General features: G+C 63.2%; 22 protein-coding genes and 1 pseudogene. 13 read left to right on the top strand and 10 right to left on the bottom strand.

Annotated features, from left to right (window positions below):
* Positions 1–76 precede the first annotated feature (76 nt).
* A complete protein-coding gene (gene dksA, locus ALTERO38_RS15370) occupies positions 77–520 on the bottom strand; it encodes an RNA polymerase-binding protein DksA (protein ID WP_064481641.1) in 444 nt (147 codons plus the stop codon).
* A 193-nt stretch (positions 521–713) separates the two neighbouring features.
* On the opposite strand from dksA, the gene ALTERO38_RS15365 reads away from it, so the two are divergent.
* Complete coding sequence (locus tag ALTERO38_RS15365; RefSeq protein WP_159968912.1) at positions 714–1886, top strand: pyridoxal phosphate-dependent aminotransferase; 1173 nt, start codon at positions 714–716, stop codon at positions 1884–1886.
* On the top strand, positions 1886–2593 hold the full coding sequence (sfsA, locus tag ALTERO38_RS15360) for a DNA/RNA nuclease SfsA (RefSeq protein WP_159968911.1): 708 nt from the start codon (positions 1886–1888) through the stop codon (positions 2591–2593). Before ALTERO38_RS15365 ends, sfsA begins: the two co-directional genes overlap by 1 nt.
* A 45-nt stretch (positions 2594–2638) precedes the next feature.
* Here sfsA and ALTERO38_RS15355 read toward each other — a convergent pair whose 3' ends face one another.
* From ALTERO38_RS15355 to ALTERO38_RS15320, 8 genes are all read right to left on the bottom strand, one after another.
* Complete coding sequence (locus tag ALTERO38_RS15355) at positions 2639–3958, bottom strand: sorbosone dehydrogenase family protein (RefSeq protein WP_159968910.1); 1320 nt, start codon at positions 3956–3958, stop codon at positions 2639–2641.
* 33 nt (positions 3959–3991) lie between these two features.
* Positions 3992–4519, bottom strand: a complete 528-nt coding sequence (locus ALTERO38_RS15350; RefSeq protein ID WP_102835619.1) for an MgtC/SapB family protein — start codon at positions 4517–4519, stop codon at positions 3992–3994.
* A 63-nt stretch (positions 4520–4582) separates the two neighbouring features.
* On the bottom strand, positions 4583–5605 hold the full coding sequence (locus tag ALTERO38_RS15345; RefSeq protein WP_148926736.1) for a DUF5924 family protein: 1023 nt from the start codon (positions 5603–5605) through the stop codon (positions 4583–4585).
* A 153-nt stretch (positions 5606–5758) separates the two neighbouring features.
* On the bottom strand, positions 5759–6241 hold the full coding sequence (locus tag ALTERO38_RS15340) for a DUF2726 domain-containing protein (protein WP_148927000.1): 483 nt from the start codon (positions 6239–6241) through the stop codon (positions 5759–5761).
* A gap of 475 nt (positions 6242–6716) precedes the next feature.
* Positions 6717–7304, bottom strand: coding sequence for a TIGR00730 family Rossman fold protein (locus tag ALTERO38_RS15335; RefSeq protein WP_102835980.1), 588 nt, complete (start codon positions 7302–7304; stop codon positions 6717–6719).
* A gap of 61 nt (positions 7305–7365) precedes the next feature.
* On the bottom strand, positions 7366–7635 hold the full coding sequence (locus ALTERO38_RS15330; protein ID WP_146030694.1) for a hypothetical protein: 270 nt from the start codon (positions 7633–7635) through the stop codon (positions 7366–7368).
* A 257-nt stretch (positions 7636–7892) separates the two neighbouring features.
* A complete protein-coding gene (locus tag ALTERO38_RS15325) occupies positions 7893–8543 on the bottom strand; it encodes a response regulator transcription factor (RefSeq protein WP_159968909.1) in 651 nt (216 codons plus the stop codon).
* Positions 8540–9913 (bottom strand): histidine kinase, encoded by a 1374-nt coding sequence (locus ALTERO38_RS15320; protein WP_159968908.1) that lies wholly within the window; start codon positions 9911–9913, stop codon positions 8540–8542. Before ALTERO38_RS15320 ends, ALTERO38_RS15325 begins: the two co-directional genes overlap by 4 nt.
* Before the next feature lie 648 nt (positions 9914–10561).
* Here ALTERO38_RS15320 and ALTERO38_RS15315 point away from each other — a divergent pair.
* The 11 genes and pseudogenes from ALTERO38_RS15315 (at position 10562) to ALTERO38_RS15265 (ending at position 20870) form a co-directional block, all read left to right on the top strand.
* Positions 10562–11287: a methyl-accepting chemotaxis protein gene (locus ALTERO38_RS15315; RefSeq protein ID WP_372239423.1), complete on the top strand. Its 726-nt coding sequence runs from the start codon at positions 10562–10564 to the stop codon at positions 11285–11287.
* An 18-nt stretch (positions 11288–11305) separates the two neighbouring features.
* On the top strand, positions 11306–11671 hold the full coding sequence (locus ALTERO38_RS15310; protein WP_159968906.1) for a response regulator: 366 nt from the start codon (positions 11306–11308) through the stop codon (positions 11669–11671).
* Between the two features lies 1 nt (position 11672).
* Positions 11673–11996 carry an STAS domain-containing protein gene (locus ALTERO38_RS15305; protein WP_159968905.1) on the top strand — a complete coding sequence of 108 codons (324 nt, stop codon included), beginning with the start codon at positions 11673–11675 and terminating at the stop codon, positions 11994–11996.
* Between the two features lie 12 nt (positions 11997–12008).
* Complete coding sequence (locus ALTERO38_RS15300; RefSeq protein WP_159968904.1) at positions 12009–14237, top strand: chemotaxis protein CheA; 2229 nt, start codon at positions 12009–12011, stop codon at positions 14235–14237.
* A 12-nt stretch (positions 14238–14249) separates the two neighbouring features.
* Positions 14250–15732 (top strand): annotated as a pseudogene (locus ALTERO38_RS15295) (methyl-accepting chemotaxis protein); the annotation flags it as partial.
* Between the two features lie 177 nt (positions 15733–15909).
* Positions 15910–16425 carry a chemotaxis protein CheW gene (locus ALTERO38_RS15290; protein ID WP_231107967.1) on the top strand — a complete coding sequence of 172 codons (516 nt, stop codon included), beginning with the start codon at positions 15910–15912 and terminating at the stop codon, positions 16423–16425.
* A gap of 2 nt (positions 16426–16427) precedes the next feature.
* A complete protein-coding gene (locus ALTERO38_RS15285; RefSeq protein ID WP_159968902.1) occupies positions 16428–17234 on the top strand; it encodes a protein-glutamate O-methyltransferase CheR in 807 nt (268 codons plus the stop codon).
* Positions 17231–17710, top strand: a complete 480-nt coding sequence (locus ALTERO38_RS15280; RefSeq protein WP_159968901.1) for a chemotaxis protein CheD — start codon at positions 17231–17233, stop codon at positions 17708–17710. The genes ALTERO38_RS15285 and ALTERO38_RS15280 overlap by 4 nt, the downstream gene beginning before the upstream one ends.
* Positions 17707–18765 carry a chemotaxis response regulator protein-glutamate methylesterase gene (locus ALTERO38_RS15275; protein ID WP_159968900.1) on the top strand — a complete coding sequence of 353 codons (1059 nt, stop codon included), beginning with the start codon at positions 17707–17709 and terminating at the stop codon, positions 18763–18765. Before ALTERO38_RS15280 ends, ALTERO38_RS15275 begins: the two co-directional genes overlap by 4 nt.
* Positions 18766–18874: 109 nt before the next feature.
* Complete coding sequence (locus tag ALTERO38_RS15270; RefSeq protein ID WP_159968899.1) at positions 18875–19825, top strand: alpha/beta fold hydrolase; 951 nt, start codon at positions 18875–18877, stop codon at positions 19823–19825.
* A 133-nt stretch (positions 19826–19958) separates the two neighbouring features.
* Complete coding sequence (locus tag ALTERO38_RS15265; protein WP_102835626.1) at positions 19959–20870, top strand: SDR family oxidoreductase; 912 nt, start codon at positions 19959–19961, stop codon at positions 20868–20870.
* A 63-nt stretch (positions 20871–20933) separates the two neighbouring features.
* Here the strand turns inward: ALTERO38_RS15265 and dauA are convergent, their stop codons facing one another.
* Entirely contained in the window at positions 20934–22652 is a 1719-nt protein-coding gene (dauA, locus tag ALTERO38_RS15260) for a C4-dicarboxylic acid transporter DauA (protein WP_159968898.1), read from the bottom strand.
* Between the last annotated feature and the right edge of the window lie 31 nt (positions 22653–22683).

Here is a 22683-nt window from a genome sequence, read left to right as displayed (position 1 = left end):
AGGGCGTCGAGGCGGGATGAAGCAAGGGCGCGGGAGGGCGCAAATGAAGCGGGGCGCCGTAGCGCCCCGTTCGGGATCAGGAACCGATCTGCTTTTCCTTGATCTCCGCCAGCGTCTTGCAATCAATGCACAGCGTGGCGGTGGGGCGGGCTTCCAGGCGACGGATACCGATTTCGACGCCGCAGGAATCGCACCAGCCGTACTCGTTGTCTTCGATCAGCTGCAGCGTCTCGTCGATCTTCTTGATCAGCTTGCGCTCGCGGTCACGGGCACGCAGTTCCAGGCTGAACTCTTCTTCCTGGCTGGCGCGGTCGGCCGGATCGGGGAAGTTGGCCGCTTCGTCCTGCATGTGATGCACGGTGCGGTCGACTTCTTCCATCAGCTCCAGCTTCCACTTATTGAGGATGCCGGTGAAATGAGCGCGCATGTCATCGCTCATGTATTCCTCGCCCTTGGACTCCTTATAGGGAACGAAGGCGCGGATCAGTTGGTTGCTGGGTGTCGTCTTAGTAATGGGCATGGATGAACGCCTCTCGCTATGTCCATTGCGCAGGATAGTGAAATCCCTCTGCCGGCCCGTGCCGGCCCTGCGGCTGCAAGCGGGCGAACTTACCAGATCGTATCGGGGTGCGCTACTCCCGAATATCACGGTGGCTGCGGTGTCAGGGGGACCTTCGGTAGAATTCACGTTTTGTACTCGTCAGGAAGGTCAGATGACCTCGTCATATAGCGCGCGTAGCCGTGCAATCGAACCCTTTCACGTCATGGCATTGCTGGCCCGGGCCAATCAATTACAGGCGTCTGGACATGATGTCATTCACCTGGAAATCGGAGAGCCGGACTTCACCACCGCCGCGCCCATTGTTGCGGCCGGTCAGGCTGCCCTCGCTGCTGGTCATACCCGCTACACCGCTGCCCGAGGGCTGCCGCAGTTGCGCGAGGCGATTGCCGGTTTCTACAAGCAGCGCTATCAACTGTCTATTGACCCCGAACGCGTGCTGATTACTCCCGGCGGATCCGGTGCGCTTCTTCTGGCCAGCAGTCTGCTGGTCGATCCAGGCAAGCATTGGCTGTTGGCGGATCCCGGCTACCCATGCAACCGGCACTTCCTGCGCCTGATCGAAGGTGCCGCGCAGCTGGTGCCGGTGGGGGCGGACGTGCGTTATCAGCTGACGCCCCATCTGGTCGAGCGATACTGGGACAAGGACAGCGTTGGCGCCCTGGTGGCCTCGCCGGCCAACCCCACCGGCACCCTGCTGACCCGTGACGAGCTGGCGGCGTTGTCCGCTGCGCTGAAGTCGCGTGGCGGACATCTGGTAGTGGACGAGATCTACCACGGCCTCACCTATGGCACCGATGCGGCCAGTGTGCTGGAAGTCGACGACTCGGCCTTTGTGCTCAACAGCTTTTCCAAGTACTTCGGCATGACCGGCTGGCGCCTCGGCTGGCTGATCGCGCCACCTCAGGCGGTGAGCGAACTGGAAAAGCTCGCGCAGAACCTCTACATCAGTGCGCCGACCATGGCGCAGCATGCCGCTCTGGCCTGTTTCGAGCCGGCCACGCTCGAGATCCTCGAGGCGCGTCGCCGCGAATTCGCCAAACGTCGCGATTTCCTGCTACCGGCGTTGCGCGAACTGGGCTTCGGTATCGCGGTGGAGCCGGAAGGCGCTTTTTATCTATACGCCGATATCAGCGCCTTCGGCGGTGATGCCTATGCCTTCTGCCAGCACATGCTGGAAACCGAATTTGTCGCCATCACGCCCGGGCTGGATTTCGGACGCCACCAGGCCGGTCATCATGTACGTTTCGCCTACACCCAGGATCTGCCCCGGCTGGAGCAGGCGGTGGAACGCATTGCCCGTGGTTTGCAGAGCTGGAAAGGCTGATGCAGTTCTCGACGCCGCTCGAGCGGGGACGCCTGATTCGGCGCTACAAACGCTTCCTTGCCGACGTGGTCACCGATGCGGGTGACGAGCTGTGCATTCATTGCCCGAACACCGGCTCGATGCTCAATTGCATGGGCGAGGGCGCGCGCGTCTGGTTCCAGCGCAACAGCGATCCCAAGCGCAAGCTGCCGGGGACCTGGGAACTGGTGGAAACGCCGCAGGGGCGCCTGGCCTGCGTCAACACGGCACGCGCCAATCGACTGGTCGAAGAAGCCCTGCTGGCAGGCGTGATTGGGGAATTGAACGGCTTCACCGCACTCAAGCGGGAGGTGGCCTACGGGCTCGAAAGCAGCCGCGTGGACTTTCGGCTCGACTATCCCACCGGGCCGGCGTTCGTTGAAGTCAAAAGCGTGACCCTGGGGTTCGCTGATACGGCTGTTGCGGCCTTTCCCGATGCGGTGACGGACCGCGGCGCTCGCCATTTGCGCGAACTGGCGGTGCTGGCTCGTCAGGGCCTACGGGCAGTACAGCTGTATTGCGTCAACCTCACTGGTATCGAGGCCGTGCGCCCTGCTGGCGAGATCGACCCGTGCTACGCCGCCGCGCTACGGGATGCTGTGGAGGCGGGCGTCGAAGTGCTGGCCTATGGCGTCGAACTGTCACCGGAAGAGATCCGGCTGGTACGTCCGTTGCCGGTCATTCTCTGACCAGGCCTGGCGCGACCGGCAGGGCCCGGTCGCGATTCGCACCCTTTACCGGCGGCTCGGTGTTACCCGCCAGATCACGTTACCGACGTCATCAGCCACCAACAGCGCGCCGGCCTTGTCCACTGCCACGCCTACCGGGCGACCCATGGCCTGCTCATCCTCGTTGAGAAAGCCGGTCAGCACGTCTTGGGCAGTGCCGTCCGGCTCGCCATTGTTGAAGGGTACGAAAACCACTTTATAGCCACTGCGCGGCTTGCGGTTCCATGAACCATGCTGGCCGATGAAAGCACCGTGTCGGTAGTACTCCGGCAGCAGCGACCCTTCATAGAAGGTCAGGCCGAGAGAGGCCGTGTGTGCGCCAAGCGCATAGTCGGGCACGATGGCTTTGGCCACCAGATCCGGGCGTTGCGGCTTGACCCGCTCGTCGACGTGCTGACCGTAATAGCTGTAGGGCCAGCCGTAGAAGCCTCCGTCCTGTACCGAGGTCATGTAGTCCGGCACCAGGTCGCTGCCGATTTCGTCGCGCTCATTCACCGTGGTCCACAGCTTGCCGCTGTCGGGTTGCCACGCCAGGCCATTGGGGTTGCGCAGGCCGGAGGCGAACAGCCGCAGCGTTTTGTTCTGCGGGTCAACTTCGAGAATGGCCGCGCGGTTTTCTTCCGCTTCCATGCCGTTCTCGGCAACATTGCTGTTGGAGCCGCTGGTGACGTACAGCCGTGATCCGTCCGGGCTGGCGATGACGTTCTTGGTCCAGTGATGATTGATCGGCCCTGCGGGCAGGTCGACGACTTTCTCACCCGCCGAGTCGATGCGGGTAGCACCTTGTTTATAGGGGAAGCGCACCAGAGCATCCGTGTTGGCGACATACAGCTGATCGCCTATGAGCGCCATGCCGAACGGTGAGTGCAATCCCTCGAGAAATACCGAGCGGTCTTCGAGCGTGCCGTCACCATCGCGGTCACGCAGCAGCGTAATACGGTCGGCGCTCTCACCGCCGGAGCCTGCTCGCGCCATGACCTTTTTCATGATCCAGCCACGAATGCCCTGGCCGTCCTCCGGTTTTGCGGGCGCATTGCTTTCGGCCACGAGCACGTCACCATTGGGCAGCACGTAGAGCCAGCGCGGGTGGTCGAGATTGTCGGCGAATGCTCGAACCTGCAATCCGGCGGCCGCTTGCGGAGTGCGGCCCTCAGGCCATCCGGTGGCTTCGGCGATATTAACAGTCGGGATCAGCGTCTTGTTTGGCGCGGGCAGCGCAGGGTCCGGCCCGTAGCCGGCCTCGACTGGCAGTGTGGCGGTATCGCCGCAGCCGGCGAGGCCAAGCATAAGCGCCCCGGTGGTCAGGTAAGCGTAACGGTTATGCATGATCTACTCCTGAAGGAAAGCCGCAGGCGGTTGTCATGGGGCGTCATCCTGATCACGCCCCTTCTTTTCGGCACCGGCTGACCTATGCGCCGCATGCTGCTCCAGGCGAGGCATCAGCAAAAAGATCACCAGTGCGAAGGCCGTGGTCATCACCGCGGTGGATTCGTGACCCAGCCCCGTGGCAACCCCGATGGCGGCGGTCAGCCAGATGCCGGCGGCGGTGGTGAGGCCTTTAACGTCCTGAACCGAGCTTCCCTTGAGAATAGTGCCAGCGCCAAGAAAGCCAATGCCGGTGACAATACCCTGCATGACGCGTGAGAGGTCCTCGATGGGCATTCCTGCTTCGAGGGGCACCAGCACGAAAAGGGCAGCGCCGAGCGACACCAGCATGTGGGTTCGCAGGCCGGCAGCCTTGCCCTTGTATTCCCGTTCGTAGCCGAGCACACCCCCCAGAAACGCGGCCAGAACCAGCCGTACGGTGACGCGAATCGCATGTTCGAAGTCAGGGATGTCGGAGAATTCCGAGGCGACGGTGCGGCTCAAAATGTCCCACCATTCCATGCATTCCTCCCTTGCCAGTAGCGGACGCCCTTTGCCGTTCGAGTGCCGCCTGGCTTCAGCGGTTCACTCGACGACCTCGAAGCGCAGCATGCCGATCATCTGGCCGGCCTCGGTCATCACCCGTATGCGCCATTTACCTTGGGCCTGCGCGGGGAAGTTGCGCTTGTGAGTCCATGCGCGGTAGCCGGCATTCCGGCCGCCACTGATCTCCAGGGGAATACGATCGACTCGTCGTCCGTTGTGTGTCCACTCATGATAGATGCGCTCTTTCAGGCCGCGCGGCGCGTTGATCGCGGTAAACGCATAGAGGCCATTGCCATGCAGCTGTTGGCTGGTCAGTTCACGCAGGCGATTGCCAGGCTTGCGCGACTCATCGTCGAGGGTCATGGTCACTGCAACATCCGTCAGCCAGAGCGTCGCCGGCGGCACCCAGGTGCGGCCCAGCCAGCCGGCCAGGCCGACCACGGCGGCGAGCGACAGTATTCCCAGCACGCTTTTCCAGTTCCATGAGGTGAACAACCCGCCGAGACTCGGCAGGGCCAGCACCACGGCGATGCCCAATGCCCAGAGGTAGGTCTGCGGTGTCGACAGGTGAAAGATGATCGGCAGTGCCGTCAGCAGAACGGCGAACAGTGTCAGCGCGTGAAAAGCCAGGTAGACCCAGCGTCGCGGCGCCAGCCACTTGTAATAGAGCGGGTCAACCAGCGAGACCAGCGCTGCCACGCCCAGCAGCACGGTGAACGCGGCCTGGCCGCTGTTCCAGGTGGTGGTGATAAAGAAGAAGGGAATGATGAAGAACAGGCTTTCCTGGTGGACCATCTGCGTCACGTAGCGCAGCAGCGGCGGCGGCACCTTCCAGCCGAAGCGACGTTCCAGGCCGGTGCGCAGACTTTTTTCCAGCATCAGCCAGAGCCAGCTGACCAGCATCAGCGCGGCGATGAACTTGGCTAACCCGGCTTGGCGTTCAACCAGCACGAAACTGGCCAGGCCCGAGCAGAAACCGAACAGTGCAAAGGTGCCGGGGTAACGGCTTATCAGACGAGAAGCAAGCCCGAACAGCGCCTGCAGGCGGGCTTTCAAAGGCATGGGGTGCTCACGAGCGGGGTGTCTCCGGGAAAGGGCGCGGCAATTATGTAGGGCCGCTGCCCTGCGATTGTCGCGCGAAACCCGCCGCGATTCGATCACCGGCGAGCCGAATAATCACAGCTCCCTGCGGCCGGTCGTGGCGTGCCTAGCTGCCTATGGCCGAGTTTCAATGGCCTGCTCGACGGCGGCACACAGCCGGTCATAGGCGCGCGCCGTTTCTGCCGACAGGCGAACCAGCGGCAGGCCGATGGTCTGACACAGTTCATCGACGAAGGTGTTGGCCGCGTTTGCCGGTTCCATTTCGATGGCGCATTGCGGCTCCAGTGTCGTCCTGTCGCACAGCAGAAAATCGAAGCGGGCCGCCGAGATGCGGTTGACTGCCCGGTACCAGTGCGACCGGCGCGGGATGGCGGTCACGTCGACGACGTCCGCCAGGCGCACCTTGGCAAGGATGACGAAACGTTCGCCCATCGCCGCCTGCAACAGCTCTAGCAGCTCGCGTTCGCTGGGTTGGAACAGCGGCTGCTTCAGCGCGTAGGGAAGGCGCAGGGCTGGGTGGTTGTACTGTCGTTGCTTGATGTAAAAGACCAGCGCAAAGCAGACGAAAGCCGCCAACACCATGGCGAGGAAGCTCATCATTGGAGCGGCACCGACATCAACAGGCGAGTTGAATGAGGGCGCGGGATGGCAGCAGCTGACCGGGACAACATGAGAGGTTCCTTGAGTAGGCCTATGCGATTGGAGGCGTTGTCCCCAGGGAAGTTCGTTGTTGGCGCGGGTACAGCTTTCTGCTGATGAGGTTATCCCGGATATCTGTTAGGCGTTCTGTGGATAAGCCTTGGGTTGAAGGCTGTACGCTATGAATCACGAGGCTTGCAGCGGTTTGTTCGTTTTTTAACCGAACCGCTTGTGGCCTGTAAGACGGCACGGCAGCAAAGGTTGTGCAAGACTTTTTGGGCATATTTGCCGCCTCGCCTGGTGGGCTTCTTCTAGTTATCCCCGGTTACTGTGGAGGGTGCTGTGGATAACCATCGGCGAACCCATTGCAAGCCACGGAGCACGCTGCCTGCACAGATCTGGTTGTTTTCTGTACAGGCCGGGCGGCGAGCACTTACGCAGGTGCGCGCTTGCCCCAGCGCGTCTCGGCGCTCGGCTGCCAGTCGTGGAGGAGCTTCAGCAACGCCTCGGGCGAGTCGCTGCGCTGGAGCATGCCGCGGTGTGGAGCCTTGACGAAGCCCTCGTCCACCAGATGGTCGAGAAAGTGGCTGAGCTTGCTGTAGAACTGATTCGTGTCGAGCAGGCCAAGCGGTTTGCCGTGGTAGCCCAACTGTCCCCAGGTCCAGACCTCGAACAGCTCTTCGAGCGTGCCGAGGCCGCCCGGAAGCGCAATGAAGGCATCCGAGAGCTCGGCCATCCGCGCCTTGCGCGCATGCATGCCGTCGACCACCTCCAGCCGTGTCAGTCCGGTGTGGCCGACCTCGGCGTCCTTGAGGCTCTGGGGAATAATCCCGATGACCTCACCGCCAGCGGCCATCGCGGCATCGGCTACCACTCCCATCAGGCCGACCGCACCGCCGCCGTAGACCAGCCGGATGCCGCGTTCGGCCAACGTCTGGCCCAAATTCTCGGCCGCCTCTCGGTAGATTGGATCATGGCCAGTACTGGCGCCGCAGAACACGCATATCGAACGCAGGGACATCATCGACTCCGTCAGGTTGAACGGCAGGCAGCGTAACGCCATGGTCCCGCCTGGCCAAGTCTCAGCAGGGCTCGCCAATGCAGGCACCGCTGATTCCCAGCGCATAGTTGGCAAACAGGGTCTGAATCATTTCCAGGCTGGACATGGCGGCGGCTCCTTGGGGTGTGAAGACAAGCCTAAGCGTGTCGCGGGGAGCCGCCTCGTAGGTTTTCCTGATCGCTTCGATAGCTTGGAGAATACTTATCCCCGACGGCTGTGCAGCTTTCTGTGGATAACCTATTGGTGAATGTCTGAACGCCGCGGATGCATTGGCGTTGCGGTAACTGATCACTTACTGATCAGTATTTGCGATCCGCCTATAAGTGATTGTTCGATGAGCATTTTCGCTTGACTGTTCGCTTCCTCTGACACGTCGAAATGCCGCTGTGAGTTGTTCAGTATTCTTGTGGGGCGCTCTGTGGATAACGTGGGGAAACGAAACGCCAGGCCGCGCCCCGCGTGGCATGCGGCGGGGTGGCTGAAAATTAACCAATCGGCCCGCCGCGCCTTTTTAGACCTTTCGACTGGGCTGCTGGCGTTGCCACCGGCTCAGTCCTCTTCGCTCACCAGGCCCTTGCGCAGCGCATACAGCACCAGCGAAGGCACGTCGCGCAGCTTGAGCCGATCCATGATCTGCGCCCGGTGCGCATCGACGGTCTTCACGCTCAGGCCCAGGCCGCTCGCAATCTCACGGGTCGACACGCCGCGCACGATCAGCCGCAGGATTTCGATCTGGCGTGGCGTCAGCTGCGCGGCAGCAGGCTCGGCGCGCTGGCCACCTTCGATCACCGCCGACTGGATGACGGTCTGCGCGATGCCGGGGCTGAGGTAGGACTCGTTGCGCGACAGCGCCCTCAGTGCCAGCTCAAGTTCCTGCGCGGCGGCGTCCTTGAGCAGGTAACCGCTGGCGCCCAGGCGCAGCGCCTGCAAGACGTAGTCCGGCGTGGTGTGCATCGACAGGATCAGAATCTGTACGTCCGGGAACTCTGTGCGCCACTGACGCAGGGCGTCCAGGCCACTCATGTGCTTCATGCTGATGTCCAGCAGCAGGATGTCCGGCTTGAGGCGGGAAAGAATGCCGTGCACCTCGCTGCCGTCGGCCCCTTCGGCCACCACCTCGTATCCCTGCTGGTCCTGCACCAGCGCCCGCAGGCCCGCTCTGACCAGTCCATGATCGTCGATCAGTGCTACCCGTTTCATGCCTTTACTCCAGTATGCGGACATGCTGCTGCGATCGGCAGCTGCATGGTTACCCGTGTGCCGACCCCGCTGAGGCTAGCTATGTTCAATTCTCCACTCAACGCCGCGGCGCGTTCCTCCATGCTGGTCAGGCCCAGACTTTGAGCGCGTGTGCGAGCCGCTCGAACGTCGAAGCCGACGCCGTCATCAATGATTTCGACGCGCAGGGCATCGTCTGTGCGGCAGATGAGCACGTCCACACGGCCGGCGCAGGCATGGCGGGCAACGTTGTTCACCGCTTCCTGAACGATGCGGAACGCCACCAGGGCGACATCGGGAGAAAGGTCGACCGTTTTGCCCTCGAGCTTAAGCGACCAACGGGTGTGCGCAGCTTCGAGGAAGCGCGACAGATGCCACTGCACGGCAGCCTGCAACCCGAGCGTCTCGAGCTGCAGGGGATGCAGTGCCAGCGACAGGCTGCGAACCTTGCCCAGCGCCTCGTCGGCGGCATCACTGAGCTGGCCGGCCAGCTTGGCCAGCGCCGGTTCATGGGCCAATGACAAGCGCAGCCGCTGCAGGTGCAGCTTGAGGGCGGTCAGCTGCTGGCCGATGTCGTCATGCAGGTCGCGGGCGAGCTGGCGGCGCTGGCTTTCCTGCACCTCCATCAGCCGCTGCGACAGATGTTGCAGCCGCTGGTTGGCCTGTTCCAGCTCGCGCTGCATTCGCTCCGATTCGCTGATGTCACGCAACAGCAGCAGCACATCATGGTACCCGTCGTTTTCCAGTAGCAGCTCGCATACTTCGGCCTGAAACGAGGTGCCGTCGACGCGCAGCAGGATGACGTGTCGAAAGCACAGCGGGCTGATCACGCCGCACTGCAGGCGGTCCAGTCGCTCGGTTTCGCGTGCCCGCAGATGCGGGGCAATGTAGGGCTGCCATTCGCCGGTGACCGAGGGAGCCTCGCCTTTCGGATCGAACAGGCTGCCGGCCGCCGCATTGCAGAAGCGGACCTGTCCGCTGCGGATGATCACCACGCCGTCGGGTAGGCTGGCGACCATCCGTTCGTAGATCCTCGGCGAATAGGTGCCGGTCGGCTCGGCTGGCGGCGAAGGAGCAACGTCCGCATTGCGGGTGCTTGCAGCTCCGACGACAGCTGACTGTTGCGCCCGCATCGAACGGAGCATGACCTGGATGGCAAGCCACCACAGCGCCGAAGACAACAGCAGCGCCAGCAGGCTCCAGACGATGGTCACCGAGGGCTGAGCACCCATCAACAAGCCGCCCAGCAGCACAAAAGCCGCATGCAGCGTAGCGATGGCCCAGGGCATCCAGCGCAACAACTGCGGGGAAGGGCCTAGCCGGTCAGCAATGTCCGATACACGCTCCGTCATTTGAGAACTGTTACCTGTGGTCGATGGGTGCCGCTGTGTGCGGCGCCCCCAGGGGTAGCTGTTTTTCTGCGCGAGCGCTCTATTCAGCCTAGTCCGCGCGCAATTCCTCGCAAACGTGCAGCCGGATGATGACGTAAGGCGGCGTATGCATGCCCCGGCAGCGGCGGCGGAAACTTTAGGGCTCCGACACCTTAGGACACCCTAGGGCCGCCTAGGGTTTTGCCTGATACCGCCGTTGATGGCGGCTGCCTATCGTGCCGGTCATTCGACTCTGCCCTGCGAGGCCGCACTGTGTTTGCCTACCCTGCACTCTGGATTGGAATCGCCACCGGGCTCGCTGGCCTGGCCTTGGGCTCGCCCTGGATCGCTGGCACGGGCAGCGCTTTCTGCGTGGCTGCGGCAGTCTTTCTCAAGCCGCGAGCGTCTCGCGCGGCGATCAACTCCGAGCCAGTGGTCGCAGCGCCGGCTGCCGCCCCAGCGGTGGAGCCGCTGCTCAATGCCGTGTTACCGACCTGGGACAAGAACCTCGGGCAGGTGCGCGATATTCAGCAGAACAGCGTGCGCCAGCTGTTCGAACACTTCGCCGGACTCTCGGATCGGCTCAGCCAGACCCTGAGTAAGTCGGACAACGTGATCGGCGGCGACGGCATGGCCAGCAGCCTGCGTCAGGCACAGAACCGCTTGAACGAAGTGACCTCGGCGTTCCATGCCGCCAGCGGCCGCAAGGCTGAGCTGCTGGGCACCATTGCCGACCTCAACGGCTACGCCGCTGAGCTGCAGTCGATGGCCAAGCACGTGCAGGACATTGCCAGCCAGACTAACCTGCTCGCGCTCAATGCCGCTATTGAAGCGGCCCGTGCCGGCGACTACGGCCGAGGTTTCTCGGTGGTCGCCGACGAGGTGCGCAAGTTATCGACGCTGTCGGCCGAGACCGGCCAGCAGATGGGCAACAAGGTCAGCGAGATCAACCAGGCGATCCGCGCCACTGTGACCGCGGCCGGCGAACTGACCACCAGCGAGCGCGACAACCTCAGCTACCTCGACAGCGTGGCGGGCGACGTCATGCAGGGGTTGGGACAGAGCCTCAACGAACTCTCGGTCACCTCGCTGCAGCTGCAGCAGGAGACCCGCGTCACCCAGGCGACCATCGAGGAGATCGTCGTCAGCCTGCAGTTCCAGGACCGCACCGACCAGATGCTCGACCACCTGCAGCACGACATGCAACGCCTGGATCAGGCCGTGCGCGTCGGCGATGGCAGCGTGAGCGACCCGCAGCGCTGGCTGCGCGAGCTGCACCAGCACTTCACCACCGACGAGGAGCGCCACGGCAAGACCCGTAGCAAGAGCTCCGGCGACGACGTGACCTTTTTCTGATTCAACAAGGAGCATCACATGGCCAAGACCATTCTCATCGTCGACGACTCGCTCTCCATGCGCCAGCTGGTGAAGATTACCCTCACCGGCGCGGGCCATCAGGTTATCGAAGCCGTTGATGGCAAGGACGCGCTGACCAAGCTCAACGGGCAGAAGATCAACCTGATCATCAGCGACGTGAACATGCCGAACCTCGATGGCATCGGCCTGGTGAAGGCGGTCAAGGCCAACGCGGCGTACCGCTTTACCCCCATCGTCATGCTCACCACCGAAAGCGAGCAGGGCAAGAAGGCCGAGGGCCAGGCGGCCGGGGCGAAAGCCTGGATCGTCAAGCCGTTCCAGCCGCAGCAACTGCTGACGGCCGTCGAAAAGCTGGTCGGCTGACATGCTTGAAATCACCTACGACCGCAGCGTGGAGCCGACCCGGCTCTGCCTGACCGGCAGCCTGACCATCTACGAGGTCGGCGAAGCTCACACGACTTTGCTGAGCATGCTGGCCACGCCGGAGGCGCGCCTCTGTCTGCTCGACCTCGAAGCGCTGGAAGACCTCGACACCGCCGGGGCGCAGCTGCTGCTCGCGACCCAGCGTCATTTCGAGACGGCCGGCGGCAGTTTGAAGGTGCAGGGTCCGGCCGCCGCGGTGACCGAGGTGCTCGAGCTGTTGCGCCTGGAAACCCTGTACCCCGACGTGCTACTGGCCCATCGCTGAAAGGAAACCGTGATGCTTGATGGCGAACAATGGAGCCAGCTCTTGCTGAGCTTTGTCGAAGAGGCCCGTGACCTGGCCAAGCAGGCCGAAGAGTACCTACTGCTGCTCGACGAGTGCCCGACCGACGAAGAGGCGATCAACGGGCTGTTCCGCGCAATGCACACGCTCAAGGGTTCGGCGGGCCTGTTTTCGCTGGGGCCGCTGGTGGGCTTTACCCATCATCTGGAAAACCTGCTGATGGCGGTGCGTGACGGCGCGCAGAGCCTGTCGCCGGCACTGATCTCGCTGATGCTGCGTTGCCTGGATGAGATCAGCGCGATGATCGAGCTGATCGACACCGACAAGGGCGAGCTACTGGTCGACGACAGTCGCCAGCAACCCCTGCTGGCCGAGCTCGCCAGTTGCACCGACGCGCCGCCGCCGATGCACCACATTCCGGTCGTCATGCTGCCCGAGGACAGTTGCAACAGCCGCGGTCAGCTGGAGCGCTGCGCCAGCTGTGAAGCCGATGGCGCCTGGCACATTTCCTTGCGGTTTCACGCCGATCTGCTGCGCAACGGCTTCGAGCCGAGTTCGTTTGTCCGCTTCCTGAGCCGACTGGGCGACATCCTGCATCTGCAGACGATCACGCAATCGCTGCCGTCGCTGGCCGAGTTGCAGCCCGAGAGCTGCTACCTGGGGCTGGAAATTGCGCTGTGCACCCCGGCCGGCAAGGCCGAGATCGAAGAAGTCTTCGAGTTCATCGAGGACTTCTGCACCCTGCGCATCCTGCCGCCGTCCAGTGAGCTGCAAGACTACCTGCAGCTGATCCACGATTTGCCGGAAACAGACGCGCAGATCGGCCGGATTCTGGTCGCCAGTGGTCTGTTGACCGAGCGCGAACTGGAAGAAGGCCTGGCCCTGCAGGCCGCGGAAACGGTCGAGGTCAAGCCGCCGCTGGGCACGGTGTTGGTCAATGAAGGCATCGTCGCGCCCCAGGTGGTCAACGCCGCCCTGGCCAAGCAGCAGGTGGCGCGCGACAAGCGCAGCCAGGAAAGCAGCCAGATCCGTGTAGCAGCCAACAAGCTGGACGAGCTGATCAACCTGGTCGGTGAGCTGGTCATCAGCGCCGCCGGCGCACAGCTGCGCGCCCGTTCGCATGGCGACGCGGGGTGCATCGAGAGCACCCAGACGGTCAACCAGCACGTCGAGCTGATCCGCGAGGCCGCGCTGAAGCTGCGCATGATCGAGATCGGCGACACCTTCAACCGCTTCCAGCGTGTGGTGCGTGACGTCAGCCAGCAACTGGGCAAGGACATCCGCCTGGAGATTCGTGGCGCCGACACCGAACTCGACAAGGCGGTCATCGACAAGCTGGCTGACCCCCTGACGCACTTGGTGCGCAACGCCATCGACCACGGTATCGAATCGGCCGACGGCCGTGTTGCCGCCGGCAAAACGGTCGAGGGTCATCTGCGCCTGGACGCCTATCACGAGTCGGGGATGATCGTGATCGAAGTGGCCGACGACGGGCGCGGGCTCAACACTGCACGTATCCGCGAAAAAGCCATTGCCCGTGGGCTGATCGATGCCCAGGCGAACCTTCCCGAGGCTGATATCCAGGCGCTGATCTTCGCCGCCGGTTTCTCCACTGCCGAGAGCGTGTCCGACCTGTCCGGTCGGGGCGTGGGGCTGGATGTGGTGCGCAGCGCCATCGATGCCTTGCGCGGCACCATCGAGATCGATTCAAAAGAGGGGCAGGGCTGCACCTTCCGCATCCGCTTGCCGCTGACCCTGGCGATCATCGACGGCTTTCTTGTCAGCCTGGGCGATGACTATTTCGTCATCCCGCTGGACATGGTCACCGAGTGCCTGGAGATGGACGCCGAGCAGCTGAGTTCAGGCGCGTACGGTTACCTCAATCTGCGTGGCAAGCCGTTGCCCTGCCTGTCGCTCGCGGCCCACTTCAATCTGCCGGAAAGCCACGGCAAACGTCGCAACGTCATTGTCGTCAGCCAGGGCCGGCAACAGGCCGGGCTGATCGTCGATCACCTTCACGGTGAACTGCAAACCGTCATCAAGCCGCTCGGGCAGCTGTTCCAGCACCTGCAAGGCATTGGTGGCTCCACCATCCTGGGAACCGGGCAGGTCGCCCTGATCCTGGATATACCCAGTCTGTTCCGTTATCTGCAAAACCACGTCGACGCGAATCCTGCTGCCCAGCGCATCAGCCAACCCCGCCAGGACCTCGCAGGCCAGTAAGGAGAAACACCCATGAATGTATTCGGCAACTTCAAAATAGGGACGCGCCTGATCGCGGGCTTTCTGATCGTGGTGGCGATGACCGTCGCGGTCGGCACGCTGGGTATCCATAAGCTCGAGCAGGTCAACGAGCTGTCGGACCAGATGTATGACCGCGAGTTGATCGCGTTGAACAACATTCAGTCGGCCAATGTGCAGCTGGTCTATGTCGGCCGTGGCCTGCGCTCGAGCATGCTGGCCACCAGTCTGGAAGAGCGTGATTTCGCCATTCGCCAGACCCGCGGCGCGATCGACAAGATGTATGAGTTCATTGAGCTTACCCGCCCGAGCTTCGTGACTGCCGAGGGCATCGCCCAGTTCGAGGCGCTCAGCGAGCCGATGGCCGCTTATGTGCAGATCGTCGAGCAGGTGCTCAAGTTGCGCGAGACGTCCAGCGAGGTGCGCCCGGCCGACGAACTGACGGTGATGCTGCCGCAACTGCGTGACACCGGAAACAAGGCCGACGACCTGCTGACCGCGCTGGTCGAGCGCAAGGTTTCGCGTGCTAAAGAGGCCAACGAGCAAATTACCGGCATCTACCTTGACTCGCGCACCCAAATGATCGCGCTGGTGATCATCGCCGCCGTGCTCGGCTTCGGCATCGGTATCCTGGTGACCCGCAGCATCACTCGACCGCTCAACCGCGCGGTGTCGGTGGCTGATTCGCTCGCCGCTGGCGACCTCGGCATCCAGGTCGAGTCCGACAGCAAGGATGAAACTGGCCAGCTGCTCAACGCCATGAAGAACATGACCGAGCGTCTGCGCAGCGTCATGGGCGATGTGCGCAGCGCCGCCGACTCGTTGTCTTCGGCCTCGGAGGAAGTCAGCGCCACTTCGCAATCGCTGAGCCAGGCGGCCAGCGAGCAGGCGGCCGGCGTCGAGCAGACCACCGCCTCGGTCGAGCAGATGTCCGCGTCGATTGCGCAGAACACCGAAAGCGCCAAGATCACCGACAGCATTGCCGGCAAGGCCGCCAACGACGCCGTGGCCGGTGGCCGCGCCGTGCGTGACATGGTCGTTGCCATGAAGCAGATCGCTGACAAGATCGGCATCATCGATGACATCGCCTACCAGACCAACCTGCTGGCGCTCAACGCGGCCATCGAAGCGGCGCGTGCCGGTGATCATGGCAAGGGCTTTGCGGTGGTGGCTGCCGAGGTGCGCAAGCTCGCCGAGCGCAGTCAGGTCGCCGCGCAGGAGATCGGTGGCGTGGCTGGCAGCAGCGTGCAGCTGGCCGAGCAGGCCGGGCGCCTGCTCGACGATATCGTGCCGAACATTCAGAAGACCTCGGACCTGGTGCAGGAGATCACCGCGGCGTCTCAGGAGCAGAGCACCGGCGCCGGTCAGATCAACATCGCCATGGGTCAGATGAACCAGATCACCCAACAGAACGCCTCGGCGTCCGAAGAGCTGGCTGCCACTTCCGAGGAGATGAACGCCCAGGCCTCGCAACTGCTTGAGCTGATCGGCTTCTTCCGTCTCGATGCTCGCGATGGGGCCGCTCAGGGCCTTGGTCGCCAGCCACAGGCGCCCAGCGTCAAGCCCAGCGGCAACCGTTCGGTGCGCAGCATCCGCAAGCCGACCGCCATGGCTGATGACGGCCAGTTCGTCAGCTTCACATAAGGGGGCGCAGATGAACCTTCCACAGGTTAGCGGTGCTGCCAGCACCGCACCGGCTGACATCCAGCACCTGTCGTTCCGGGTGCGCCAGGCACGCTACGCGCTGCCCATCGATCTGGTGCGCGAGATCATCGAGTACGGGCAGATCACCAGCGTGCCGATGATGCCGGCGTGCATCCACGGGGTGATCAACCTGCGCGGCAATGTAGTACCGGTGCTGGACCTGGCGGCGCGCTTCGGTATGGAACGCACGCTGCCGAGCAAGCGGACCTGCATCGTCATCATCGAGCTGGAGCTGAACGAATCGCTGCAACGCATCGGCCTGGTGGTCGATGCAGTCGACGCGGTACTGGACATCCAGGCCGCCGATGTCGAACCCGCACCGGCATTCGGCGCTGGAATCCGTACCGAATTCATCGCTGGCATGGCGCGTGACGAGCGCGGCTTCACCATCATTCTGGACGTGCGCAAGGTGTTGTCGCTGGATGACATCCTGCAGATCAGCCAGGCGATGGCGCAGGCGAGTTGAGCATGCCGACGTCGAGCCTGCCGGTGCTGGGCGAGCAGGAGTTTCGCTTCCTGCAGCAGCTGATGGTCGAGGCGTCTGGTATCCACTTGAGCGACAGCAAGCGGCCGTTGGTGGCCGGCCGCCTGATGCGCCGATTGCGCGCGCTGAACCTGAGCAGCTACCGCGACTACCTGTTGCTGCTCAAGGACCCGACGAAGCAGGCCGAGCAGCGGCTGGTGATCGACCTGCTGACCACCAACGAAACCTACTTTTTCCGCGAACCGCAGCATTTCCAGTTTCTTGCCCGCTGGCTGGACGGCCGGCGCGAGCCGCTGCGCATCTGGAGCGCCGCCTGTTCGTCAGGCGAGGAGCCCTACACCCTGGCCATGGTGCTGGCCGAACATGGGCCGGCGGACTGGTCGATCCTCGGCAGCGACCTCAGTCGCACGGTGTTGGAAAAGGCCGAGGCCGCGATCTATCCACTGGATGAGTCGAGCAATTTTCCGCCCGGCTGGCTGAAGCGCCATTGCCTGCGCGGTATCGGTGACCACGAAGGGGCTTTTCGCCTCGCCCAGGGTTTGCGCGAGCGGGTGCGCTTTCGTGAACTCAATCTGATGCGGCCATTACCCGACGACATTGGCAGCTACGACGTAATCTTTCTGCGCAATGTACTCATCTATTTCAGTGCCGAGGACAAGCGCGCCATCGTGGCCCGCCTGATCCAGCGCCTGCGTGCGGGTGGCTTGCTGTTCATCGGTCATGCCGAAAGCCTGCATGGCTTCGGTCTGCCGTTGCGCAGCGTCGCGGCTTCGGTGTTTCAGCGTCTATGACCGCGCCCCGTTTTCTCATGCCGGGTGAATACCTGTTCGGCCAGCATCCCGATCCGGTGGTGACGCTGCTCGGCTCGTGCGTGGCCGTCGTGCTTTGGCATCCCCGGCGTCGGCTGCTTGCCGTGAGCCATTTCGTGGTGCCCGGTGGCGCCTTCGAGCAGGACGACACGCGCAGCGGTGAGGCAGTGTTTGTCCGTCTGCAGCAGGACATGGCTCGTCACCGCACTGCGCCGGGTGAGTATCGCAAAGGTCTTTATGGCGGCGGCTCCTGCCTGCAGCCGGGCAGGCACGGCACCGTCCAGATCGGGCGCATGAACATCGCTTTTGCCCGAGAGCAGTTCGCGCTGCTCGGTTGGAGCGCTGACGAGCAAGATCTTGGTGGCCTGGGTTATCGGCGGTTGACGGCCGACGGCCGGGACGGGCGCCTGATCTGCCAGTCCTTCACTCCCCCTCAATTGCTGGAGGGCACCGCATGATCAAGGTCTTTATCGTCGATGACTCGGCGCTGGTGCGACAGGTGTTGTCCGCGTGCCTGGAAAACCACCCGAACATCGAGGTGATCGGGCAGGCCGCCGATCCGCTGTTCGCGCTCGAAAAGATGCAGCGCAACTGGCCCGATGTGCTGGTGCTCGATGTCGAGATGCCGCGCATGGATGGTATTACCTTTCTACGCAAACTGATGGCCGAGCGGCCGACCCCGACGATCATCTGTTCGACTCTGACCGAGGCCGGCGCGGCCATCACGCTAGAAGCGTTCGCGGCAGGTGCCGTCGGCGTCTTCACCAAAGCGCGGCTTGGTCTCAAAGACAGTCTTTTGCAGCTCTCCAGCGACCTGATCAAACAGATTCAGCAGGCTGCCGCGACCCGGCCGCGGGTGGCAGCGGTCCGCGCCCCGACGATTACGGCCCAGTCGCGTCCGGCGGAGCCGGCCGGCAGCAGTGCCCTGACCACCACCGACCGGGTCGTGGCGCTGGGCACCTCGACCGGCGGCACTCAGGCGCTGGAGCTGGTGCTCAAGCAGCTGCGCGTCGACTCACCGGGCATCGTCATCGTCCAGCACATGCCGGAAAAATTCACCGCCGCATTCGCCCAACGTCTCGACAGCCTTTGCCAAATCGAGGTGCGCGAGGCCCGCCATCTGGATCGGGTTCGCTCCGGGCTGGCGCTGGTGGCGCCGGGCGGCAAACACATGCAGCTCAAGCGCAGTGGCGCGCAATATTTCGTCGAGGTGCTCGACGGGCCACCGGTCAACCGGCACAAGCCGTCGGTGGATGTGCTGTTTCGCTCCGTCGCCCGCCATGCCGGGCATAACGCCTTGGGCGTGATTATGACCGGGATGGGCGACGACGGAGCCCGTGGGCTGCTGGCCATGCGCGAAGCTGGCGCGCGTACGGTCGCCCAGGACGAAGCCAGCTGTGTCGTGTTCGGTATGCCGAAAGAAGCCTTGCAGCTGGGTGCCGCGCAGTGCACCGAGTCGCTGGAGAACCTGCCGCGGCTGATCACCGACTATGCTCGGGCATCGCTTGCGTGAAGGCCGTTGCGATTGGCAGAAACACCGCTCTGCTGATCAGAGGGCTGCTTTGCCGCGTGAAGTGACTCCGCCTAAGATCACGGACGCATTCTGCAAACAAGGACAACCGGTGAAAATCGTTCTGCAACTCGTGGCAGCTGTAGTGGTATTGCTTGTCCTGGCCGTGGCGGTGCTGGTGGCGCTCAGCTGGGCGCCGCCACGGTCGGTCGAAAGCTTGACCGAACGCTGGGCACCGGAGCCGTCCAGATTCATCGAGGTGTCCGGCATGCAGGTGCACGTTCGCGACGAGGGGCGGCGTGACGACCCCGTTCCGCTGGTGCTGCTGCACGGCACCTCCGCGAGCCTGCATACCTGGGAAGGCGTGGTCGAGGAGCTGAAGCCGCAGCGGCGGGTGATCAGCCTGGACCTGCCGGGGTTCGGTTTGACCGGCCCCTTTCCCGACGGCAATTACCGCATGAGTCACTACGTCGAGTTTCTCTCGACCTTGCTGGACAGGCTGAACGTCGAACGTGCGGTGCTCATCGGCAACAGTTTCGGTGGCCAGCTTGCCTGGGAAATGGCGCTGGACCAGCCGAAGCGTGTCGAGAGACTGGTGCTGATCGATGCGGCAGGCTACCCCCGTCAATCGACGTCGGTGCCCATCGGTTTCAAGCTTGCCGGCATTCCGGGGCTGGTGCCGCTGATGGCCAACATCCTCCCGCGCCGGCTGGTCGAGTCCAGCACGCGCAGCGTCTATGGCTATCCCGACAAGGTGACGCCGGAGCTGGTCGACCGCTACTACGAGCTGACCTTGCGTGAAGGCAATCGTGAGGCCCTGCGCGAACGCTTCAAGCAGGTTCCAGCCGTTGATAACACGGAGCGAATCGCATCCATCCAGACCCCGACCCTGATCATCTGGGGCGGGCGCGACGGCTTGATTCCGCCGCTCAATGCGCGCCGCTTCCAGCGTGATATCGCTGACAGTGAGTTGGTCATGTTCGAGGACCTCGGTCATGTACCGCAGGAGGAGGCCCCGTCGCGAGTCGCTGAGGCAATCCGCGCGTTCCTGCCACAGCCCTGACGCTATCAATCATCCTGCAGCCTTATGTTCGGGCATTCATTCACGGCCGTTTGATTGTGGCCGGCTGTGGCGTCGCCGACACTCGCCACAGACTTTGCAATGCATCCAACAATAATCCGCTGGAGGAATTTCCATGAGTGACGCCATTCGCTTCGAAGACAAGGTGGTCATCGTGACCGGTGCTGGTGGCGGCCTTGGCCGTGCCCACGCACTGCTGTTCGCCCGTCATGGCGCCAAGGTCGTGGTCAATGACCTGGGCGGCAGTGCCCAGGGCGAAGGGGCCAACGCCTCGGCTGCTGATCGCGTCGTCGAGGAAATCCGTCAGGCCGGCGGTACTGCGGTGGCCAATCATGACTCTGTGACCGACGGTGAAAAGATCGTCCAGCATGCGCTGGACAGCTTCGGCCGCATCGACGTGGTGGTGAACAACGCGGGCATCCTGCGCGACAAGACCTTTCACAAGATGGAAGACGCCGACTGGGATCTGGTCTACCGCGTACACGTCGAGGGCGCCTACAAGGTGACCCGCGCCGCCTGGCCGCACATGCGCGAGCAGGGCTATGGCCGGGTGATCTTCACCGCGTCGACCTCCGGTATCTACGGTAACTTCGGTCAATCCAACTACGGCATGGCCAAGCTGGGCTTGTACGGCCTGACCCGCACGCTGGCCCTAGAAGGGCGCAAGAACAACATCCTGGTCAACGCCATCGCGCCGACTGGCGGCACGCGCATGACCGAGGGGCTGATCCCGCCGCAGGTTTTCGAGCAGCTCAAGCCTGAGCTGGTCAGCCCGCTGGTGGTCTTTCTCGCCAGCGAGCAATGCCAGGAAACCTCCGGCCTGTTCGAAGTCGGTGGCGGCTGGATGGGCAAGGTGCGCTGGGAGCGCAGCCTGGGTGCCGGTTTCGATCCGAAGAAGGGCTTTGATGCCGAGGACGTTGCCGCCAGCTGGCAGCAGATCTGCGATTTCGAGAACGCGGCGCATCCGGCCGACAACATGGAAGCGCTGAAGGAAATGATGGCCAACCTGCAAAAGCACGCCGGTTAAACCACCAGTGGCCGCTCGAGCTGCATAAGCGTTTCACGCTTCAGCTCAAGCGGCTTTTTTCCCTCAGACGGCTGGCTCGGGTAACAGGCGCAAGGCCTTGGCCCGGGCCTGTCCCAGATCTCTCACGTGATACAGCTGTCCTTCGAGCGCGTGAATGCCGGCGCGGCGCAGCTTGAGCCGCAATCGCGCATTACTCCCGGACAGAATCAACGCAATGCCCTGCTTGCGGTAGTCCAGTAGGACGTTTTCCAGCGCAGCCAGGGCGGTCATGTCCATCATCGGCACGTCGCTGATGTCGACGATGACAACCTTCACCTCTGGATTGAATTTTCGCAGCACGCTCAAGGCCTTTTCGGCGGCGCCGAAGAACAGCGGGCCACGAATCGCGTAAGCGGCGACGTGCTCGGGCAGGTCCTTGAGCATCGGGCTCTGCCCAAGGTTAAGAGGCGTGGTATCGGTCAGCTCGCTCATGCGTTTGATGAACAGCCCGGCCGCGAGCAGCAAACCCACGCCCACCGCCAGCACCATGTCGAACAGGACCGTCAGGCTCAGGCAGGTCAGCAGCACCAGCACATCGCTGCGCGGTGCTATGCGCAGTGTTTTGACTACGTGGGGTGCTTCGCTCATGTTCCAGGCCACCATTAATAGCAGCGCTGCCAGGGCAGCCATCGGCAGGTAACTGAACAGCGGTGCCAGCCAGAGAATCGCCACCAGGACCACACCGGCATGAATGATCGCCGCCAGTGGTGAGAAGGCGCCGGCGCGCACGTTGGTGGCGGTGCGAGCAATAGCGGCGGTCGCCGTGATGCCGCCAAACAACGGGGCGACCAGGTTGCCAAGGCCTTGACCAAGAAGCTCGGCGTTCGGATCGTGGTTGCCACCGCCCATGCCATCGGCCACCACTGCGCAGATCAAGGACTCGATGGCACCGAGCATGGCGATGGCGAAGGCTGGCGCCAACAGTTGGTGAAACAGCTCGAAGCTCAGCACCAGCGGTCGGCCGTCGGGGCCAGGCAATAACCATGGCCATGCAAAATCCGGAAGAAATGGTGGAATGCCGGGATACTGCACATCATCGACCACGTAGCTGAAACGTTCGCCAAGCGTGGCGACGGTCAGTCCGAGCGACTCCAGCGCCATGGCGGCCAGTGCGCCAACAACGAGGGCGATCAGATGGCCCGGCACCTTGGGCACCAGGCGCGGCCAGACGATGAGGACGCCAAGGCTGATCAGGCCGACAAGGGCGTCTCCCCATTGGGCACTGGGCAGTGCACTCACCAGCAGGCTGAGTTGTTCGACGTAATGTTGAGGCTGTTCGCTCAAGCTCAGTCCGAGCATGTCCTTGAGCTGGAGGGTCGCGATGACGATGCCGATGCCCGCGGTGAAACCCAGCGTGACCGGGTAGGGCACAAACGCGATCAGTCTGCCGGCGCGCAACAGGCCGAGCAGGATCAGGATCAGCCCAGCGAGCATGGTGCAGAGCAGCAGCCCGCCGAGGCCGAACTGCTGGGTGATGGGCAGCAGGATGACTACAAAGGCTGCGGTTGGACCGGATACGTTGAACCGGGACCCGCCCGTCAACGCGATCAATGGTGCAGCAACCAGCACCGTATACAGGCCGTGCTGTGGCGCTACACCTACCGCAATTGCCAGTGCCATGGCCAAGGGGATGGCGATGATCCCGACCGTCAAACCGGCGGTGACGTCGCCGCGCAGTGCCGGGACTCCATAGCCCGAACGCAGGGTTTGACGCCAGGCAGCGAACAACGGCGGAAGCTTCATCCCAGACACTCCATGTGCGCAAAGCGGCAGT

Source organism: Pseudomonas sp. 9Ag, assembly GCF_902506445.1.
GTDB lineage: Bacteria > Pseudomonadota > Gammaproteobacteria > Pseudomonadales > Pseudomonadaceae > Stutzerimonas > Stutzerimonas stutzeri_AB.
The sequence above is the reverse complement of the archived record's forward strand: the minus strand, read 5'-3'. Positions and strand labels throughout refer to the sequence as shown.

Coding starts and splice junctions, on each gene's coding strand:
- ALTERO38_RS15300 (WP_159968904.1), top strand. CDS start 12,009: ATGCTTGATGGCGAACAATGGAGCCAGCTCTTGCTGAGCTTTGTCGAA.
- dauA (WP_159968898.1), bottom strand. CDS start 22,652: ATGAAGCTTCCGCCGTTGTTCGCTGCCTGGCGTCAAACCCTGCGTTCG.
- ALTERO38_RS15355 (WP_159968910.1), bottom strand. CDS start 3,958: ATGCATAACCGTTACGCTTACCTGACCACCGGGGCGCTTATGCTTGGC.
- ALTERO38_RS15340 (WP_148927000.1), bottom strand. CDS start 6,241: ATGAGCTTCCTCGCCATGGTGTTGGCGGCTTTCGTCTGCTTTGCGCTG.
- ALTERO38_RS15285 (WP_159968902.1), top strand. CDS start 16,428: ATGCCGACGTCGAGCCTGCCGGTGCTGGGCGAGCAGGAGTTTCGCTTC.
- ALTERO38_RS15365 (WP_159968912.1), top strand. CDS start 714: ATGACCTCGTCATATAGCGCGCGTAGCCGTGCAATCGAACCCTTTCAC.
- ALTERO38_RS15315 (WP_372239423.1), top strand. CDS start 10,562: ATGGCCAGCAGCCTGCGTCAGGCACAGAACCGCTTGAACGAAGTGACC.
- ALTERO38_RS15350 (WP_102835619.1), bottom strand. CDS start 4,519: ATGGAATGGTGGGACATTTTGAGCCGCACCGTCGCCTCGGAATTCTCC.
- ALTERO38_RS15290 (WP_231107967.1), top strand. CDS start 15,910: ATGAACCTTCCACAGGTTAGCGGTGCTGCCAGCACCGCACCGGCTGAC.
- ALTERO38_RS15265 (WP_102835626.1), top strand. CDS start 19,959: ATGAGTGACGCCATTCGCTTCGAAGACAAGGTGGTCATCGTGACCGGT.
- ALTERO38_RS15335 (WP_102835980.1), bottom strand. CDS start 7,304: ATGTCCCTGCGTTCGATATGCGTGTTCTGCGGCGCCAGTACTGGCCAT.
- ALTERO38_RS15320 (WP_159968908.1), bottom strand. CDS start 9,913: ATGACGGAGCGTGTATCGGACATTGCTGACCGGCTAGGCCCTTCCCCG.
- ALTERO38_RS15305 (WP_159968905.1), top strand. CDS start 11,673: ATGCTTGAAATCACCTACGACCGCAGCGTGGAGCCGACCCGGCTCTGC.
- ALTERO38_RS15280 (WP_159968901.1), top strand. CDS start 17,231: ATGACCGCGCCCCGTTTTCTCATGCCGGGTGAATACCTGTTCGGCCAG.
- ALTERO38_RS15325 (WP_159968909.1), bottom strand. CDS start 8,543: ATGAAACGGGTAGCACTGATCGACGATCATGGACTGGTCAGAGCGGGC.
- ALTERO38_RS15310 (WP_159968906.1), top strand. CDS start 11,306: ATGGCCAAGACCATTCTCATCGTCGACGACTCGCTCTCCATGCGCCAG.
- ALTERO38_RS15345 (WP_148926736.1), bottom strand. CDS start 5,605: ATGCCTTTGAAAGCCCGCCTGCAGGCGCTGTTCGGGCTTGCTTCTCGT.
- dksA (WP_064481641.1), bottom strand. CDS start 520: ATGCCCATTACTAAGACGACACCCAGCAACCAACTGATCCGCGCCTTC.
- ALTERO38_RS15275 (WP_159968900.1), top strand. CDS start 17,707: ATGATCAAGGTCTTTATCGTCGATGACTCGGCGCTGGTGCGACAGGTG.
- sfsA (WP_159968911.1), top strand. CDS start 1,886: ATGCAGTTCTCGACGCCGCTCGAGCGGGGACGCCTGATTCGGCGCTAC.